Raw genomic sequence first — 17,661 nt, forward strand, 5'->3', positions numbered from 1 at the left:
CCTCCGTCGTGGGAAAAATGCAGGTCGATGGCCGGGCGATGGTTGCTCGGTCATCCACCGCACGGCTCACGGCTGTGCGAGCATTGGCGGTCGAAATGGAACGCCCCACCCGCCCCCGAGTTTTCGTCACGCGACAACTTCCCGGAGACGCGCTGGCCCGGCTGGCCGCTCAGGTCTCACTCCGGGTATGGGAAGAGCAGTTGCCTCCCCCACGGGACGTGCTGCTTTCGGAGGCCCGGGAGGTGGACGGGCTCATCACCCTGCTGACCGACCAGGTGGACGAGCCCCTGCTCGACGGCGCCCACCGCCTGCGGGCCGTCAGCAACGTGGCGGTGGGGTACGACAACATCGACGTGGCGGCGTGCACCGCGCGGCGCATCCCCGTGGGCAACACGCCGGGGGTGCTCACCGAGACGACGGCGGACTTCGCCTTCGCCCTGCTCATGGGTCTGGCGCGGCGGGTGGCCGAGGCGGACGCGTACGTCCGGGCCGGCAAGTGGCGGACGTGGGAGCCCGGCCTGCTGCTGGGCACGGACGTGTACGGGGCGACGCTGGGCCTCGTGGGGCTGGGCGCCATCGGCGCGGCGATGGCCCGGCGGGCGCGCGGCTTCGGAATGAGGATCCTCTACGTCAACCGCCGGGCCCGGCCGGACCTGGAGGCGGAGCTGGGGCTCACGCGCGTGGACAAGGCCACGCTGCTCGCCGAGTCGGACTTCGTCTCGCTGCACGTGCCGCTCAACGCCGAGACCCGGCACTGGCTGGGGCGGGCGGAGTTCGCGGCCATGAAGCCGGGGGCCCTGCTGGTGAACACGGCCCGGGGGACGGTGGTGGACCAGGCCGCGCTGGCGGAGGCGCTCTCCGGCGGGCACCTGGGCGGCGCCGCGCTGGACGTGACGGACCCCGAGCCCCTGCCCTCCGACAGCCCGCTGCTGAACCTCCCCAACGTCCTGCTCGCCCCCCACATCGCGAGCGCCAGCCACGCCACCCGTGGACGCATGGCGTCCATGGCGGTGGATAATCTCCTCGCCGCACTGCAAGGGCGGAAACCGCCTCACTGCGTCAACCCGGAGCTCTTCCCATGAGCAACACCCCTTCCCTCTTCATCCCCGGCCACGACTCCAACCTCGTCGAGGACGTGAAGGCCCGCATCCGCGACGTGCCGGGCTTCCCCAAGCCGGGAATCATCTTCAAGGACGTGACGCCGGTGCTGGCGGATCCGCACCTCTTCGGGCGGGTGGTGAACGCGATGGCGGCGCCCTTCCGGGGCCGTCACATCCACAAGGTGGTGGGCGTGGAGGCGCGTGGCTTCCTGGTGGGAGCCCCCATCGCCCTGGCCCTGCACGCGGGCTTCGCTCCGGCGCGCAAGCCGGGAAAGCTGCCGTACAAGACGGTGACGGAGCGCTACTCCCTGGAGTACGGCGATGACGGGTTGCAGCTCCACGAGGACGCGGTGGCCCGCGGGGATCGGGTTCTCATCGTGGACGACCTGCTGGCCACGGGCGGTACCGCGGAGGCGACGGCGCGCCTGGTGACGAAGCTCGGCGGCGAGGTGGTGGGCTTCAGCGTCCTCATCTCGCTGGACTTCCTGCCCGGGCGCGAGCGGCTGGGCCGCGAGAAGGTCTGCTCGCTGCTCTCCTACTGAGACAACCACGCTGAACCCCGGAGTCCCGGTTGACGCCGTGGGTCCACGGGCTTATAAGTTGGTCAACCAACCTAGAAACGGAGCCGAGGATGGCCCGCCCATCGAATACGGAGGAGCGCCGGCAGCAGATCGTCTCGGGACTGCTGCGCGTTATGGCCGAGCGCGGCTACGAGCGCGCGTCCATCGCGGAGATCGCGAAGGCGGCGGGGCTGAGCCCAGGGTTGGTGCACTACCACTTCACGGAGAAGCAGGAGATCCTCCTGACGCTGGTGGAGCAGCTCGCCGGGCGCGTGCGCGAGCGGGTGAAGGCGCGGCTGGAGCGGGTGAAGGGTGGAGCCCGGGCGCAGGTGGACGCCTTCCTCGACGCCTACCTGGCCACGGGGGAAGACTCGGATCCATCCTCGGTGGCCGCGTGGGTGACCATCAGCGCGGAGGCGGTGCGGCAGCCCGAGGTGCGCGCGGCATACGAGAAGGTGGTGCGCGCGGACCTGGAGCACCTGGAGGAGCTGGTGGGCGCGGTCATCGGCCGCCGGAGGGCGCGGGCGGTGGCGGCGGGCCTCTTCGCGGCGGTGCAGGGCTACTTCGTCCTCTCGACGGCGGCGCCGGGCCTCACGCCCCCGGGCTCCGCCGCGGGCACGGTGAAGCGCATGGCCGCGGGGCTGCTCGACACGGCGGAGTCCCCGGAGGGCACATGAAGACCTCGCTGACGACGCCTCAGAAGCTCGGGTTGCTCACGAGCCTCTACCTCTCGCAGGGCCTGCCCTTCGGCTTCTTCACCCAGACGCTGCCCGTGCTGCTGCGCACGCAGGGCATGTCGCTGCCGGACATCGGTCTGGCCAACCTCCTCGCCCTGCCCTGGGCGCTCAAGTTCCTCTGGGCCCCGCTCATGGACCGGTACGGCTCGGAGCGGCTGGGCCGGCGGCGCGGCTACATCCTCCCGCTGCAAGTCCTCTCGGCGGCGCTCCTCCTGGGGCTCGCCCTTCCCGAGGGCGCGGTGAGCATCCCGGTGCTCCTCGTGGCCGTGCTGCTCGTCAACCTGCTGGCGGCCACGCAGGACGTGGCCACGGACGGGCTCGCGGTGGAGCTGCTCGAGCCCCACGAGCGCGGCGTGGGCAACGGCATCCAGGTGGCGGGCTACCGGGTGGGCATGGTGCTCGGCGGTGGGGTGATGCTCATGGTCATCGACACGCTCGGCTGGCGCGCCACCCTGCTGAGCATGGGGACGCTGCTGCTCCTGGCCACGGTGCCGGTGGTGCGCTTCCGCGAGCCCCCTTCCGCCGCGCCCCGGCACGGGTCCGTGAGCACGTGGCACTGGCTCCGGGAGACCCTGCTGTACTGGAGCCGCCGCCCTGGCTCGGGCGCGTGGTTCACCCTGCTCGTCCTCTTCAAGGCGGGCGAGCACCTGGCGACGGGGATGCTGCGCACCTTCCTGGTCGACGCAGGACTGCGCCTGTCGCAGGTGGGGTGGATGCTCGGCGTCGTGGGCTTCACCACCGGGCTCCTCGGCGCGCTCGTGGGCGGGGCGCTCGTCAACCGGCTGGGCCACCGGCGTTCGCTGCTCGTCTTCGGCACCCTGCAGGCCGGCGCGGTGCTCCTCTACGCCCTGGCCACACGGAGCACCTCCATTCCCCTGCTCACGTTCGTATGCGGCGTGGAGCACCTGACGAGCGGCATGGCCACCGCGGCCCTCTTCACGGTGATGATGGAGCCCTGCCGCCCCGAGCACGCCGCCTCCGACTACACGGTGCAGGCCTCGCTCGTGGTGCTGGCCACCGGCGCCGCCGCAGCCGCCAGTGGCTTCAGCGCCCAGGCCCTCGGCTACGCGTGGCACTTCGCGCTCTCGGCGGCCGTCTGCGCCCTGGCCGTGGTCTGGGTGGCCCTCACCTTCCATCCTCCCCGGACGCTCGTGTCCGGGGCTCACCCGGAGGTGTCGTGATGACCATCGCCGTCTATGCCGGGAGCTTCGATCCGGTGACCGCCGGCCACCTCTCCGTCGTCCGCCAGGCCGCGCGCCTCTTCGGCCACGTGGTGGTGGTGGTGGCCATCAACCCCGAGAAGCGCACCCTCTTCACCGTGGCCGAGCGCATGGAGCTGCTGCGCGAGGTGGTGGCGCTCCACCCCAACGTCACCGTGGCCAGCACCGAGGGGCTCATCGTGGACTACGCGCGGGCCATCGGCGCCAGCGTGCTGCTGCGCGGGGTGCGCGGCGCCACGGATGCCCAGTTCGAGACGACGCTCGCCCAGGCCAACCGCGCCCTCGCCCCGGACCTCTCCACCCTCTTCCTCCCCGCCGAATCCCACCTCGCCGAGGTGAGCAGCAGCCGCCTCAAGGAGAAGCTGGCGCGCGGCGAGGACGTTTCCGACTTCTGCCCGCCCGCCGTCGCGGCGAAGCTGCGCCTGCGGTTGTCCCCCTCCTCCCTCCGGAGTCCGTGATGAGCCTGTCCTTCGTCACCCTCGGCGTTGGCGATGCCTTCTCCGCCCTGCACTACTCCTCGTGCCTGGCGCTTGAAGCCGAGGGGCAGGTGCTCCTCATCGACTGCCCGCACCCCATCCGCAAGATGATGCGCGAGGCCAGCCTCTCCTCGGGTGTGACGCTGGACGCGGACCGCGTGTCCGGCCTCGTCCTCACCCACCTGCACGCGGACCACAGCTCGGGTGTGGAAGGGCTCGGCTACTTCTCCTTCTTCGTGCTCCAGCGGAAGCTGCAACTGCTCGCCCACCCGGACGTGACACGGCGGCTCTGGGACGGCCACCTCGCCGCGGGCATGGAGGACCTCATCCGCAAGCCCGGCGGCGAGCCCCAGCGCCATGGTTTCGAGGACTACTTCGAGCCCCACCCGCTCTCCACCGGGGCCGCCGTGCGCTTCGGACCCTTCTCCATCGAGAGCCGCCTCACCTACCACCACGTGCCCACCACGGCCCTGCGCATCCGGGCCGGCGGGCGCTGCCTGGGCTACAGCGCGGACACCGCCTACGACGAGGGCCTCCTCTCCTGGCTCTCCGAGGCGGACCTCATGGTGCACGAGACCAACTACGGCGTGCACACGCCCTACGAGAAGCTGGCCGCGCTGCCCGCCGCCACGCGCGCGAAGATGCGGCTCATCCACTACCCGGATGACTTCGACCTCGGGGCGAGCAACATCGAGCCGCTCGCGCAGGGTCGCCGCTACACCGTATAAGCGCTGCTCTCCGAGCGAGCGGGCGTGCTCTCCCCCCGCCGCCTCCACCCGCGGTCAAGCGCCTCCGGGCCACCCGCCGCCTCCAGGGCGAGGAGGGAAACGAGCCTCGCCACACCGCGTCACGCCGGTGTCACGCGAAAGGATGCACCCGCGCGCCGGACGTGGGACATTGGACACCCCGACGATCTCCCATGTCCTTCCCGTTCCGCTTGCCGAGCCCCCTGGCCACACTCCTGGCCGCCCTGCTCCTCGCCGCCGGTTGCGCCTCGCTGCCAGGGAGCGCGCCCACGTCCTCCGCGGGAGCGGGGTCCAAACCTTCCGAGAACGCGGCTCCCGAGTCCGAGCAGGACGATGAGCCCACCGTCACCCTCACCCTGCTGCACGTCAACGACGTGTACCAGTTCACCCCGGTGGACTTCGGGGCCCGGGGCGGACTGGGGCGGCTGTCCACGCTGCGCAAGCAGGTGCTCGCCGAGTCGCCCAACACGCTGTTCCTCATGGCCGGTGACACGCTGGGGCCCTCGGTGGAGTCCACCGTCCACAAGGGCAAGCAGATGATCGACGCGTGGAACGCGCTGGGCCTGGACTTCGCGGTGCTCGGCAACCACGAGTTCGACTTCGGCCCCGACGTGCTGCGCGAGCGCATCCAGGAGTCCCGCTTCACCTGGCTGGGCGCCAACGTCATGGACAAGCGCACCAAGAGGCCCTTCGCCGACACCCCGCCCTTCGTCATCCGCGACGTGGGCGGCGTGAAGGTGGGCCTCTTCGGCGTGGTGCTGGGCAAGACGAAGTACAGCTCCAAGCCGGGGCCGGACGTGTACTTCACCGACACGTGCGCCAAGGCGCGCGAGCTGGTGCCGCAGATGCGCAAGCAGGGCGCGCAGATCATCATCGGTCTCACGCACCTGTTCGTCGCCGAGGACAAGGTGCTCGCCCGCTGCGCCCCCATCGATCTCATCATCGGCGGCCACGAGCACGAGATGATGCAGGCGGTGTCCAATGGCACGCCCATCATCAAGATGTCCTCCGAGGCGCGGGAGCTGGGACGCGTCACCCTGCACGTGGGCACCCGGAGCGGCAAGCTCAAGAGCATGGACTTCGGCATGCTGCCGGTGACGTCCGAGGTGCCGGAGGACCCCACCTTCGCCAGCGCCATGCGCGAGTACGACGCGATGATGGCCGAGCTCTCCCAGCCGGTGGGCCGCACCCAGGTGCCCCTGGACGCCAGCGAGGAGGCCAACCGCAACCACGAGACGAACCTGGCCTCCTTCGTCGCGGACGCCTACCGCCAGGCCACCGGCGCGGACGTGGCGCTCATCAACGGCGGCTCCATCCGCTCCGACTCGGTGCTCAGGCCCGGCCCGCTCACCCGGCGCGACGTGCTGGCCGTCCACCCCTACCCGGGCTCCGTGGTGAGCATCGAGGTGACGGGCGCGGTGCTGCTCCAGGCGCTCGAGCACGGCGTCAGCCGCAGCGCCGAGGAGACCGGCCCCGGCCGCTTCCCCCAGGTCTCCGGCATCCAGTACGCCTTCGACGTGTGCCGCCCCGCGGGTGACCGCATCGTCCGCGTCACCGTGAATGGCGAGCCGTTGGAGGCCAAGCGGACGTACTCGCTCGCCACCAACTCGTACATGTCCGGCGGCGGTGACGGGTACACCATGTTCAAGGGCGCGAAGTACCGCGTCTCGCCCGACAAGGGCCGCACCACGCAGGACGTGCTGCGCGAGGCCTTCGCCTCCGCCCAGGCCATTGCTCCCGCCACCAGTGGCCGCATCGAGCGGCTGCGCGGCGGCGCCCGGGAAGCTCGCCAGCAAGGACGACAAGGACGACAAGGACGCCATGGCCTGCCCGGGCACGGCGCGAGCGGCTCAGTAGGGCGACGGGGAAAGAGAACGGGGACGGCTACCCTCACCCCAGCCCTCTCCCGGTGGGAGAGGGAGTCCAGCCGCGCAGCCGGTAGACGAGGCGCCCGAAGAGCTCCCGCAGCGCGTCCGTGCCCGCCGACAGGTTGGAGGCCCGCGGCTGCCACCACGCCCCGCGTAGGTGCCACTCGTGCGCGCGCACGTCCACCACCAGCGTGTCCGGCTTCAGCCCCACCGCGTGGAACGTCCCCAGCGCCCGCGGCATGTGCGCCGCGCTCGTCACCAGCACCAGCTTCTGCCAGCCCTTCTCCCGGATGAGGCGCTCCGACTCCACCGCGTTCTCCCGCGTGTTCCGGCTGCGCCCCTCCAGGACGATCCGCTCCGGTTCTATCCCCCACAGCCGGAGCTGCCCCGCCAGGATGTCCGCCTCCACCAGCGCCCCGGGCCGCCTGTCCAGCGTGCCTCCGGAAATCAGCACCTGGCGCGCCCTCCCCTGGAGCAGCAGCTCGTAGCCTCGGAGGATCCGCTCCACCGGGTGCGTGTATTCGGGCAGCCCCGAGCGCTCGGTGGCGTCCGCGTCCACCGCTCCGCCCAGCACGATGACGGCGTCGTAGACCGTGTCCGGCCGGTACGTGGACACCGCGCCCGCCTCCACCCACCGCTGCAGGCCATTGGCCGTGGGCTCCAGGGAGAAGACGTACACCACCAGCAGCCCCAGCCCCTGCAGCCCCGCCGCCAGCCGTGCCCGCCTCCGGCTCAGCAGCAGGCCCACCCCGCCCAGCAGCAGCCCCCAGGAGAGCGGCGCGAGCAGCAGATCCAACACCTTCGACAGGAAGACGAACACGCCGCGCTACCGCTCGCCCCAGTGGAGCTTCTGCCGGAGGATGGTGAAGTAGCCCACGCGGGTGTTGCGCACCAGGTTCACCCGGTTGGGCGAGCGCACCACCTCGATGCTGTCGCCGCACTGCAGGCTGTGGCCCGTCTGCCCGTCCAGCGTGAGGAAGGTGTCCGCCGTCTCGGTGGCCAGGGTGACGCGGATGGTGCGGTCCGCCGGCACGACGATGGAGCGGTGCGTGAGCGCGTGCGAGCAGATGGGCGTGAGCACCGTGCAGTCCACCGAGGGGTGGACGATGGGCCCGCCCGCGCTCAGCGAGTACGCGGTGGAGCCGGTGGGCGTGGCCAGGATGACGCCGTCCGCCTTGTACGTGGCGATGGGCACGCCCTCGATGGACACCTCGTGGTCCGCGATGCGCGCCAGCGCGCCCTTGTTGATGACGATGTCGTTGAGGACCTCGTCCTGCACCAGCACCTTGCCGTCGCGCACCAGCCGCGAGCAGAGCTTCATCCGGGAGTCCGTCTTGAAGCGGCCGGCGAGCACCTCGTCCAGCGCGAGGAACAGCTCCTCGACGGGGATTTCCGTCATGAAGCCCAGGCTGCCCAGGTTGACCCCGAGAATCGGCGTGGGGCGCCCGTCCAGCAGCCGGGCCGCGTGGATGAGGGTGCCATCTCCGCCCAGCACCACCACCAGCTCCGCCCGGGAGGCCAGCTCGCGGTCATCCACCCGGGGCCAGCCGAGCGTATGGGCCAGGAGGCGGTCTCCCAGCACCTCATGCGAGGGGTAGCGTTCCCGGATCCGGGCGGCCAGCTCCGCCGCCTCGGGCTTGTCCTTCTTCGCGACGAGCAACAGGGTGTGCACGATGGGTCCAGGTTCTAGTCCAGGCGGCCAGGGGAGCGCTGGACGAAATGGCCGCTTCGATGACCCTGTGACACGTGGGACCCGGACGCCAGGATTGCCGCATGGACCTTTTCGAGCATGCCAGCCAGAAGGACCAGGCCACCCTGGCCCCCCTGGCCGAGCGGATGCGCCCCACCCGCCTGGAGGAGTTCGTCGGCCAGGAGCACCTGACGGGCGAGGGCCGTTTCCTGCGCCGGGCCATCCAGCAGGACCAGGTGCCGTCGCTCATCCTCTGGGGCCCCCCGGGGACGGGCAAGACGACGCTCGCCTACGTCATCGCCCACTTCACCGGCTCCGCCTTCGAGTCGCTCTCCGCCGTGCTCTCCGGCGTGAAGGACATCCGCGAGACGGTGGCCCGCGCCCAGGAGCGCTGGAGGATGAACCGCCAGCGCACCCTGCTCTTCCTGGATGAGATCCACCGCTTCAACAAGGCGCAACAGGACGCGCTGCTGCCCCACGTGGAGAAGGGCACCATCACCCTCATCGGGGCCACCACGGAGAATCCCTCCTTCGAGGTGAACGCCGCTCTCCTGTCCCGCACGCGCGTCGTCACCCTGCGCGGGCTGGAGGAGGAGGAGTTGGTGGAGCTGCTGCGCCGGGCGGTGGAGGACCCCAGGGGCCTGGGCGGCCGGGTGGAGGTGGACGACGAGGCCCTCACCTTCATCGTCGAGTCCTCGGGAGGCGACGCACGCCGGGCGCTCACCGCGTTGGAGGCGGCGGCCGCGCACGGGGGCACCCGGGTGGACAAGGCCATCGCCGAGGAGGCGATGCAGCACAAGGCGCTGCTCTACGACAAAGGCGGCGAGGAGCACTACAACGTCGTCAGCGCCTTCATCAAATCCATGCGCGGCTCGGACGTGGACGCGGCGCTCTACTGGATGACGCGCATGCTGGAGGCGGGCGAGGACCCCGTCTTCATCTTCCGGCGCATGGTCATCTTCGCCTCGGAGGACATCGGCAACGCGGACCCGAGGGCGCTGGGCGTGGCGGTGGACGCGCTGCGGGCCTTCGAGCTGGTGGGCCTGCCCGAGGGCACCCTGCCCCTCACCCAGGCGGTGACGTACCTGGCGCTGGCACCCAAGTCGAACGCCGTGCTCACCGCGTACGCGGCGGCGCGCGCCGCCGTCACCGAGGGCGGGCCCCTGCCCGTGCCCCTGCACCTGCGCAACGCGCCCACGAAGCTGATGAAGTCGCTGGGGTACGGGGCGGGCTACAAGTACCCGCACAACTTCGAGGGCAATTACGTCCCCGAGGACTACCTCCCCGAGGCCCTGCACGGCCGGCACTTCTACCAGCCCACGCGCAACGGCTTCGAGGAGGAGCTGTCCGAGCGCTACGAGGACATCCAACGCCAGCTCGCGGAGCACCCCCGCGAGCCGGGTGAAGAGGGCTGAGCCCGCTCCCTCACGTCAGGAAGCGGCCTCGAGCGCGTCGTCGTCTCCGTCCTTGCCGCGCTTCATGGAGCGCCCGGCCACCTCGTACTGCTTGAGCAGGCGGCGGAAGTTGGAGCGGTCCACGCCCGCGGCGCGCGCGGCGCTGGAGACGTTGTGGTTGTGCTTCTCGAGCAGCGCGGTGAGGTAGCGCCGCTCGAAGGCGCGCATGGCCAGCCGCTTCGCCTGGGCGTACGGCAGGTGCGCGAGGCTGAAGACCTCCACCTGGGCCCCGGCCTGCGGCGCGTCCTGGAAGCCCGGCGGCAGGTCGTCGACGTCCAGCACCTCCTTGGAGGTGAGCACCACCGCGCGCTCGATGACGTTCTCCAGCTCGCGCACGTTGCCCGTCCACCGGTTGCAGGTGAGCGCCTCCATCGCGCGCGGCGTGAAGCCCGTCACCCGCTTGTCCACCTTCGCCGTGTACAGCTTGAGGAAGTGGTGCGCCAGCAGCGGCACGTCCTCGGGCCTGTCGCGCAGCGGCGGCAGATCAATGGTGATGACGTTGAGCCGGTAGAACAGGTCCTCGCGGAACTTGCCCTGCTCCTTGGCGCGGTTCAGGTCCACGTGCGTGGCGGCGATGACGCGCACGTCCACCTTCACGGGCTCGTTGGCGCCCACCCGCTTCACCTCGCCCTCCTGCAGCACGCGCAACAGGCGCACCTGGGTGGCGGGAGGCACGTCACCAATCTCGTCCAGGAAGATGGTGCCGCCGTCGGCCGCCTCGAAGAGGCCCTTCTTGTTGGACGTGGCTCCGGTGAAGCTGCCCTTCACGTGGCCGAAGAGCTCGCTCTCCAGCAGCGTGTCCGACAGCGCCGAGCAGTTGACGGCCACGAAGGGCTTGTCCTTGCGCGCGCTGCGGTAGTGGATGGCCCGGGCCACCAGCTCCTTGCCCGTGCCGCTCTCGCCCTGGATGAGCACCGTCGCCGTCGAGTGGCTCACCGTCTCCACCAGCTTGAAGACGGCGCGCATCTGCCCCGACTGGCCGATGAGCTCCTCGAACTGGTTGCGCGCGGTGAGCGCCTCCTCCAGCGCGCGGGCCCGGTCCCTCAGGGCCTTGCGCTCGGCGGCCTTGGCCACCGTCATGCTCACTTCGTCGATGTTCTCGAAGGGCTTGGTGAGGTAGTCGTACGCCCCGGCCTTCACCGCCTCCACCGCCGTCTCCACGGTGGCGAAGGCCGTCATCATGATGACCTCCACGTCCGGCCGCGCCGCTTTGATCCCGCGCAGCAGGTCCATGCCGGACAGGTTGGGCATCTTGATGTCCAGGACGGCCACGTCGATGGACGGGTCCTTCGCCGCCGTGAGTCCCTCCACGGCGTCGTCGATGGAGACGACCTGGTAGTCCTCCCGCTTGAGGATGGACGTGACCGCCTTGAGGACGATCGGATCGTCATCCACGACCAGGATCTTGGCGCGCCGGGCGCCGGTAGGGGCTGGCTGTGGAGTCACGGCAACCTCTCGAGCTGCAAGGGAATGGGGATGTAGACGGTGAAGCGCGAGCCCTCACCCACCTGGGTGTCCACCTTGATGACGCCGCCGTGGTCCTCGACGATGCGGTAGGCAATCGACAGCCCCAGGCCGGTGCCCTGGCCGGGAGGCTTGGTGGTGAACGACGGCTCGAAGATGTGCCCCAGGTAGCGCTCATCGATACCCGTGCCCGTGTCGGCGACGCGGAAGTAGCAGCGCTCGCCGTCCTTGCCTGTCTCCAGGGACAGCACGCCACCTTCGGCGGGCAGCGCGTACAGCCCGTTCTGCAGCAGGTTGAGCATCACCTGCGAGAGCTGCCCCGGATCGCCGAACAGTTCCGGCAGCTCCGGCGCCAGGCGCAGCTCCAGCCGCACCTTCGAGTACGCCTTGAGCTGGGCCCCGAAGAGCACCGCCGAGTCCTCCGCGCACTTGTTGAGCTGGAAGGCGCGGCGATCCTCCGTCCGGCTGTGGCGGCTGAACTTCAGCAGGCTCTCGACGATGCGCTTGCAGCGCAGCGCGCTCTCCTCGATGAGGTCCAACGACTCCAGGTCCGAGGCGTTGCGGCCCTCGTCGCGCTTCATCAACTGCGCGAAGGCGAGGATGCCGCCCAGCGGGTTGTTGATCTCATGCGCCACGCCGCCGGCGAGCTGGCCCACCGCCGCCATCTTCTCGGTGTCGATGAGCCGGCGCGTCATCTCGCGCTCGTCGCTGATGTCCCGGTAGGAGCACACGGCACGCCCCTCGGTCGTCAGCGGGTAGGCCGCCATGGCGTAGGTGCGCCCACGCTGGCTGATCTCCGCGCGCCCGCCCTTGCCGCTCTGCACCGCCTCGGGCAGCGGGCAGCCCTGACAGGGCGTGTCCCGATCGAACAGCAGCTTGTGGCAGAGCTGCTCGGCGCCCTCCTCGGACAACGGCTCCTTGAGCCGGTCTCCGGCCAGGTCCGTGTAGGCCCGGTTGGCGCGGCGCACCCCGTAGTCCCGGCGCACCACCGCCAGCGGCGTCTCGATGGAGTCGAACGACAACTCCCACTCGCGCTTGGCCTGGCTCAGCAGGTGCGTGCGCAGCGCCACCCGCGTCTCCAGCTCCGCGTTGAGCCGCCGCAGCTCCTCGTTCTGCTGCTGCGTCACCCGCAACAGCCGCTCGTTCTCCGCCTGGAGCGCGTACTGCTCGAACGCGCTCTTGACCGTCAGCACCAGATGGCTGTCGTTCCAAGGCTTGGAGATGAAACGGAAGATTTCCGACCGGTTGATCGCCTCCTCGATGGCCTGTTGATCCGCCTGCCCGGTGAGCATGATGCGCTGGGCCCGCGGCACCTGCGCCTTCACCCGGCTGAGGAACTCCACGCCGTTCATCCCCGGCATCCTGAAGTCGGAGATCACCACCTCGGGCGTGAAGCGTTCGAGGGCCTTGAGGCCCTCCTCCGCATCAGAGGCCGTCTCGATCTGCCAATCGCCGCGACGGAGCACCCGCCGGATGGACTTCAGGATGTATTCCTCGTCGTCCACCAGCAGCAGCCGTCCGCGTGGCACCGCTCCCTGTGTCTGCGCCAGTTCCAGTGGCAACCTCGTTGGGTCCGAGACCCGAGCTTTTGCAATGACGCTGCCAACGTCCGCCACCTCGCAAAGCCCTCTGATACCGGGTGCTTCCGCACCCGGGGCTCGCGACCACCCTGGGTCCCTCCATACCCCGACCGATGAATCGGGTCAATGTTGACCCACTCGGAGTATGGGGAGCGGCCTAACGAGGGGTGGGCCTATCGAAGGGTGAGGGGGCGACGTAGAGGCAGATACGGTTCCGGCCCTCGTCCTTGGCTCGGTAGAGGGCCTGATCGGCGGCGCGCACCAGCAACTCCGCGCTGCTGACGGCGTGGTGGGGGAAGGTGGAGACGCCGAGCGAGGCGGTGACGCGCAGGGTGCGCTGGGGGCCGGTGTGAAGCAAGCCCAGCTCGCGCCAGACGCGCTCGGCCACGGTCAGAGCGCCGGCCAGCGGGGTGCGCGGCAGGAGGATGGCGAACTCCTCGCCTCCATAGCGGGCGAGCAGGTCCGTCTCGCGCACGCTGCGCTGGAGCGAGGCCGCCACGTCGCGCAGCACGATGTCGCCCACCTGGTGGCCGTGCGTGTCGTTGAAGGCCTTGAAGTGGTCCAGGTCGATGAGGATGAGCGAGAGCGTGTCGTCGTAGCGCTGGGCGCGCCGGAACTCCTCGCGCAGCCGCTCCTGGAAGTAGCGGTGGTTGTGGACGCCGGTGAGCCCATCGGTGACGGACAGGCGCTCCAGCGAGGCCACGCGGGTGAGGAGCGAGGTGAGGCGCTCGCGCTCCTGGAGACAGCGGCCCATGCGGGCCACCAGCTCGTCCGGGTCCACGGGGGTGCACACCACCTCGGCGCCCAGCCGCAGCACGGCCACCACCGCGGCGCGCTCCTCGGTGGGCACCAGGGCGATGATGGCGGGCCCCTGCCCTTCGTCGTCCCGGCCTATCAGGTGCTGCAACAGCGCGCGCGAGGGCCCCCCGGCGGGACCCAGGACGAGAAGCACCAGCGCGGCATCGGCGAGAAGGCGTTGAGCCTCCGGGCCGGCCGACACCAATCGGACGGAGAATCCCTCCTGCTCCAGGGTGCTCGCCAGCTCGGCCTGCCGCTCGGGCAGTTCGTCCACCAACAGAATGAGGCGACTGTCTCCCACATCTATCCCCGAAACCAACCCAAGCTTCCACGCTACCACGCCCGAGCGAAGGCTCGCGACCGTTGGATTGCGCTTGCCCTGCGATGTTTGATAGCCAGCCGCCCCAGTTCCGCTACGCCTGTCACAGGGGCACATCACCGAGGTCACATCGTGGGTCAATCTCCCAGCATCAGCCTCTTCCTTCCCGCCTGGAACGAGGAGGACTATGTGGAGCGCACGGTGTCACGCGCCATGGAGGTGCTCCCCCGGCTGACGGACGACTTCGAGATCATCGTCGTCAACGACGCCTCCACGGACCGGACCCAGGAAGTCTGCGAGCAGCTCGCCGCGCGCATCCCCCAGTTCCGGGTCATCACGCACCCGGTCAACCTGAAGCTGGGCGGGGCCATGCGCACCGGCCTGTCCGCGTCCACCAAGGACATCGTGGTGTACTCGGACATGGACCTGCCCTTCGACCTGAAGGAGCTGGAGCGGGCGCTGCACCTGATGAAGTACCTGGAGGCGGACATGATCTGCGCCTTCCGGTTCGACCGCACCAGCGAGGGGCCCAAGCGGATTGTGTACTCCTTCGCCTACAACCTGCTCATCCGCACGCTGTTCGGTGTCCAGGTGAAGGACATCAACTTCAGCTTCAAGGTGATGCACCGGCGGGTGCTGGAGGCGGTGGAGCTCAACAGCCAGGGCTCGTTCATCGACGCGGAGCTGGTGGTGAAGGCCATCCATCAGGGCTTCAAGGTGTTCCAGATGGGCGTGGACTACTTCCCGCGCACGCGCGGCATCTCCACGCTGTCCTCGCCCACCGTCATCGCGAAGATGATGCGGGAGCTGGTGAAGCTGTACCCGGAGACGCGCCATCCGCGGGCGGCCAGGCGTCCGGTGCGGCTGCCCCCGTCGGTGGCCCCGCTGCATGGCTCGGCGCGCGAGCGCGACAAGGCGCGCGGCCACGGGTAGCGCGGTGGGACGCGCGCGCACACGCCTCGTCGTCAACGCGGATGACCTGGGGCTGCACCCGTCCCTGGACGCGGGCATCCTCCGGGCGCACCGCGAGGGCATCGTCACCAGCGCCACCGTGCTGGTGATGGGCCCGAATGCGGAGCAGGCGGTGCCCCAGGCCCGGGCGCGAGGGCTGGCCCTGGGCGTCCACCTGGCCTTCTGCACGCGGCTGCCCCCGGCGGCGCCCGCCTCGCACGTGCCCACGGTGGCCCCCGGAGGGCGGCTGCGCGGGAGCTGGGCGGACTTCGCGCGGGCCTGGCTCACCGGGCAGGTGCGCCGCGAGGAGCTGGAGCTGGAGCTGGCCGCGCAGGTGCGGCGCGCGCGGGAGCTGGGCGCGGAGGTGGACCACCTGGACGGCCACCAGCACCTGCACCTGCTGCCCGGGGTGCGCCCGTTGGTGGAGGCCCTGGCGATGCGAGAGGGACTGCCCCTGCGCTGGCCGGACCGGCTGCCGCGGAGGTCGTGGCTGCGGGCTCCCGGGCCGGCGGTGAAGACGTCGCTGCTGTCGCTGCTGGCGCGGAGTGCACCGGGGCCGCTGCCGGGCGTCCGGCGGGTGAGCGCGGGAGGCATCTTCGAGGCGGGCCAGCTCACCGAGTCCGCCCTGCTCGCGCTGCTGGAGGCGCTGCCCCCGGGAGACTTCGAGCTCGGCTGCCACCCGGGCGAGGGCCGTCCCCACGTCCCGGAAGACCCGGCGTGGACCTACGGCTGGCAGTCCGAGCTGGACGCGCTCACCAGTCCGCGCGTGCGGGCCCGGCTCGAGCAGCTCGGGGTGGAGCTGACCACCTACGGCGCGCTGTCGGCCGCCCCGTCCCCGGCGGTGGCCTCCGCCACGTAGAGGATGTGGGGCGTGGAGTAACCCTCCCCCAGCTCCACCGTCTCGCGCGGGGTGAAGCCGGCCTCGCGCAACAGGGCCCGCATCGCCTCGCGGGGCTGGAGCACCAGCGCGCCTCCCGCCTTCGTCCGGCCGAGCAGCTTCACCATCACCACCTCCTGGGCGAGGCACTTGAAGTGCTTCCAGGAGCGGTCGCCCTCGGCCTCCTTCAGGAGGAGCCGCCCACCGGGACGCAGCAGGCGCCGGGCCTCGCGCAGGAAGCCGGGCCAGCGCTCCACGGGGAGCAGATAGAGGACATCACTCACCACCACCGCGTCGAACTGGCCGGCGTACTGCTCGGCGAGCGACTCCACGGTGCCCACCTCGGCGCGCACGTTGGGCAGGCGGCCGACACCGCTGCGGGCCCACTCGATTTTACGTGGGTCAGGATCGACCCCATGCACGATGCGCCGGGAGTCCCCGAGGGCCAGGAGGGCGGAGAGCAGGCCGTGGCCGCATCCCACATCGGCCACCCTGCCCCCGGCGGGCACGCGGGAGGCAACGGCCTCGAGGGGCGCGGAGAAGGCCCGGGCGTGCACGTGGAAGCGCTCGCTGAGCGGGAGGTGGGAGAACAGCGCCAGAGCGGGAGCGAGGGGAGCGTTCACGAGATGTAGTGGTCCAGGGCGAAGGCGGCCGTCAGGAAGACGAGCGACACGGCGCCCACGGCGAGGAGGCCGTGGCGGACGCGCGGGTGCTCGCGCAGCAGCAGCGCGAGGGTGAGGAAGAGGGGGAAGGCGGAGATGAGGTAGCGCCCCATGCCCATGAAGTCCTTGGTGGACACGGTGGGGATGCCCACCAGCACGGCGCAGTACACGCCATAGCCCCACCCCAGGCGCTTGAAGGTGGGCCACACCAGCGCGAGCGCCCCCAGCGTCAACAACGCGTGGACGCACAGGCGCACGATGGTCTCCCGGTTGGAGTCGGGGGAGAAGACGGTCTTGAACCAGGACAGCTTCAGCCAGGAGCGCCAGCCTTGCTCCTGGCCCCACGCGGCCTGGGCCTCGACGAAGGCGAAGGGCGCGTCGAACCGCTGGTCCAGGTAGAGCATGTAGAGGATGAAGCCGAGCGCGGACAGGAGGGGCAGGAAGTCGAGCGCGGTCCAGCGCTCTCCCCGCTCGCGCTTCCACTCGAGCCGGCGGGCCAGCAGGCCGAGCACCACCGCGGGCGCCACCGGCCGCGCCGCCGTGGCCACCACGCCGAGCAGCACGGCCGGCCCCAGGTGCCCCTTCTCCAGCAGGAGGAAGGCGCCCACCACGAGCAGGAGGAAGAGCGCGTCGGAGTACATGACGCCGTAGAGGAAGAAGGTGAAGGGGTAGAGGGCGAGCAGCAGCGCGGCCTGGAGCGCGAGGGGCTCCTCCACCCGGAAGCGCGCCCAGCGCAGGAAGAGCATGAGCGCGAGCGGTCCACACAGCAGGGTGACGAGCACCCCGGCCTGGTACACGTTGGGCCCGAGCACCTCGACGGCGCGGATGGCCAGCGGGTAGACGGGGAAGAAGGCCACGGAGCTCTGCTCGCCGGGCGTGAAGCGGTAGCCCTCCTCGGCGATGCGCATGTACCAACTGGAGTCCCAACCCACCCAGCCCATCACCACGTACTCGTCGAGCCGCACCACCGGGTTCTGGGGATTCTTGTGGTGGAAGCGCCAGGCGCCGAGCCCCGCCGACACGGCACAGGCCAGGACGGCGGCCAGGATGACGAGAGCCAGGGTGCGGGAGGCGGAGCGGGACATGCGGCGCAGGCATCATCCAGAAACGTGCCGGGGTCAAGGACGGAACCCGGACCCCGGGTGCGAGAGCGCCCCTG

16 protein-coding genes and 1 pseudogene are annotated in these 17,661 nt (G+C 70.6%); 10 read left to right on the top strand and 7 right to left on the bottom strand.

Features of this window, described 5'->3' with window-relative positions:
- Positions 1–95 precede the first annotated feature (95 nt).
- From ACN28I_RS15750 to ACN28I_RS15780, 7 genes and pseudogenes are all read left to right on the top strand, one after another.
- Positions 96–1,082, top strand: a complete 987-nt coding sequence (locus tag ACN28I_RS15750; RefSeq protein ID WP_420942843.1) for a 2-hydroxyacid dehydrogenase — start codon at positions 96–98, stop codon at positions 1,080–1,082.
- Entirely contained in the window at positions 1,079–1,642 is a 564-nt protein-coding gene (locus ACN28I_RS15755; RefSeq protein WP_420942844.1) for an adenine phosphoribosyltransferase, read from the top strand. Before ACN28I_RS15750 ends, ACN28I_RS15755 begins: the two co-directional genes overlap by 4 nt.
- 89 nt (positions 1,643–1,731) lie before the next feature.
- Complete coding sequence (locus ACN28I_RS15760) at positions 1,732–2,337, top strand: TetR/AcrR family transcriptional regulator (RefSeq protein ID WP_420942845.1); 606 nt, start codon at positions 1,732–1,734, stop codon at positions 2,335–2,337.
- Entirely contained in the window at positions 2,334–3,578 is a 1,245-nt protein-coding gene (locus ACN28I_RS15765; RefSeq protein ID WP_420942846.1) for an MFS transporter, read from the top strand. Before ACN28I_RS15760 ends, ACN28I_RS15765 begins: the two co-directional genes overlap by 4 nt.
- Complete coding sequence (gene coaD, locus ACN28I_RS15770) at positions 3,578–4,075, top strand: pantetheine-phosphate adenylyltransferase (protein WP_375771982.1); 498 nt, start codon at positions 3,578–3,580, stop codon at positions 4,073–4,075. Before ACN28I_RS15765 ends, coaD begins: the two co-directional genes overlap by 1 nt.
- Positions 4,075–4,821, top strand: coding sequence for an MBL fold metallo-hydrolase (locus ACN28I_RS15775; RefSeq protein WP_420942847.1), 747 nt, complete (start codon positions 4,075–4,077; stop codon positions 4,819–4,821). The genes coaD and ACN28I_RS15775 overlap by 1 nt, the downstream gene beginning before the upstream one ends.
- 191 nt (positions 4,822–5,012) lie before the next feature.
- Positions 5,013–6,428 (top strand): annotated as a pseudogene (locus ACN28I_RS15780) (bifunctional metallophosphatase/5'-nucleotidase); the annotation flags it as partial.
- A gap of 301 nt (positions 6,429–6,729) precedes the next feature.
- Here the strand turns inward: ACN28I_RS15780 and ACN28I_RS15785 are convergent.
- Both ACN28I_RS15785 and ACN28I_RS15790 read right to left on the bottom strand, forming a co-directional pair.
- Positions 6,730–7,527 carry a YdcF family protein gene (locus ACN28I_RS15785; protein ID WP_420942848.1) on the bottom strand — a complete coding sequence of 266 codons (798 nt, stop codon included), beginning with the start codon at positions 7,525–7,527 and terminating at the stop codon, positions 6,730–6,732.
- A gap of 6 nt (positions 7,528–7,533) precedes the next feature.
- Complete coding sequence (locus ACN28I_RS15790) at positions 7,534–8,379, bottom strand: NAD(+)/NADH kinase (RefSeq protein ID WP_420942849.1); 846 nt, start codon at positions 8,377–8,379, stop codon at positions 7,534–7,536.
- A gap of 101 nt (positions 8,380–8,480) precedes the next feature.
- Between ACN28I_RS15790 and ACN28I_RS15795 the strand changes: the two genes are divergently transcribed.
- Positions 8,481–9,812, top strand: coding sequence for a replication-associated recombination protein A (locus tag ACN28I_RS15795; protein WP_420942850.1), 1,332 nt, complete (start codon positions 8,481–8,483; stop codon positions 9,810–9,812).
- Between the two features lie 15 nt (positions 9,813–9,827).
- Here the strand turns inward: ACN28I_RS15795 and ACN28I_RS15800 are convergent, their stop codons facing one another.
- The 3 genes from ACN28I_RS15800 to ACN28I_RS15810 all read right to left on the bottom strand — a co-directional run bounded on the left by ACN28I_RS15800 (position 9,828) and on the right by ACN28I_RS15810 (position 13,994).
- On the bottom strand, positions 9,828–11,297 hold the full coding sequence (locus tag ACN28I_RS15800; protein WP_420942851.1) for a sigma-54-dependent transcriptional regulator: 1,470 nt from the start codon (positions 11,295–11,297) through the stop codon (positions 9,828–9,830).
- A complete protein-coding gene (locus ACN28I_RS15805; RefSeq protein ID WP_420948646.1) occupies positions 11,294–12,871 on the bottom strand; it encodes an ATP-binding protein in 1,578 nt (525 codons plus the stop codon). Before ACN28I_RS15805 ends, ACN28I_RS15800 begins: the two co-directional genes overlap by 4 nt.
- 181 nt (positions 12,872–13,052) lie before the next feature.
- Positions 13,053–13,994 (bottom strand): diguanylate cyclase, encoded by a 942-nt coding sequence (locus tag ACN28I_RS15810; protein ID WP_420942852.1) that lies wholly within the window; start codon positions 13,992–13,994, stop codon positions 13,053–13,055.
- Between the two features lie 150 nt (positions 13,995–14,144).
- On the opposite strand from ACN28I_RS15810, the gene ACN28I_RS15815 reads away from it, so the two are divergent.
- Positions 14,145–14,945: a glycosyltransferase family 2 protein gene (locus ACN28I_RS15815; protein WP_420942853.1), complete on the top strand. Its 801-nt coding sequence runs from the start codon at positions 14,145–14,147 to the stop codon at positions 14,943–14,945.
- 4 nt (positions 14,946–14,949) lie between these two features.
- Positions 14,950–15,822, top strand: coding sequence for a carbohydrate deacetylase (locus ACN28I_RS15820; RefSeq protein ID WP_420942854.1), 873 nt, complete (start codon positions 14,950–14,952; stop codon positions 15,820–15,822).
- Here the strand turns inward: ACN28I_RS15820 and ACN28I_RS15825 are convergent.
- Positions 15,771–16,463, bottom strand: coding sequence for a class I SAM-dependent methyltransferase (locus ACN28I_RS15825; RefSeq protein WP_420942855.1), 693 nt, complete (start codon positions 16,461–16,463; stop codon positions 15,771–15,773). The genes ACN28I_RS15820 and ACN28I_RS15825 overlap by 52 nt on opposite strands.
- Positions 16,460–17,587, bottom strand: a complete 1,128-nt coding sequence (locus tag ACN28I_RS15830) for a mannosyltransferase family protein (protein ID WP_420942856.1) — start codon at positions 17,585–17,587, stop codon at positions 16,460–16,462. Before ACN28I_RS15830 ends, ACN28I_RS15825 begins: the two co-directional genes overlap by 4 nt.
- Between the last annotated feature and the right edge of the window lie 74 nt (positions 17,588–17,661).

The sequence above is a fragment of the Archangium gephyra genome, assembly GCF_049060025.1.
Lineage (GTDB): Bacteria > Myxococcota > Myxococcia > Myxococcales > Myxococcaceae > Archangium > Archangium gephyra_A.

Coding starts and splice junctions, on each gene's coding strand:
- ACN28I_RS15750 (WP_420942843.1), top strand. CDS start 96: ATGGAACGCCCCACCCGCCCCCGAGTTTTCGTCACGCGACAACTTCCC.
- ACN28I_RS15755 (WP_420942844.1), top strand. CDS start 1,079: ATGAGCAACACCCCTTCCCTCTTCATCCCCGGCCACGACTCCAACCTC.
- ACN28I_RS15760 (WP_420942845.1), top strand. CDS start 1,732: ATGGCCCGCCCATCGAATACGGAGGAGCGCCGGCAGCAGATCGTCTCG.
- ACN28I_RS15765 (WP_420942846.1), top strand. CDS start 2,334: ATGAAGACCTCGCTGACGACGCCTCAGAAGCTCGGGTTGCTCACGAGC.
- coaD (WP_375771982.1), top strand. CDS start 3,578: ATGACCATCGCCGTCTATGCCGGGAGCTTCGATCCGGTGACCGCCGGC.
- ACN28I_RS15775 (WP_420942847.1), top strand. CDS start 4,075: ATGAGCCTGTCCTTCGTCACCCTCGGCGTTGGCGATGCCTTCTCCGCC.
- ACN28I_RS15795 (WP_420942850.1), top strand. CDS start 8,481: ATGGACCTTTTCGAGCATGCCAGCCAGAAGGACCAGGCCACCCTGGCC.
- ACN28I_RS15830 (WP_420942856.1), bottom strand. CDS start 17,587: ATGTCCCGCTCCGCCTCCCGCACCCTGGCTCTCGTCATCCTGGCCGCC.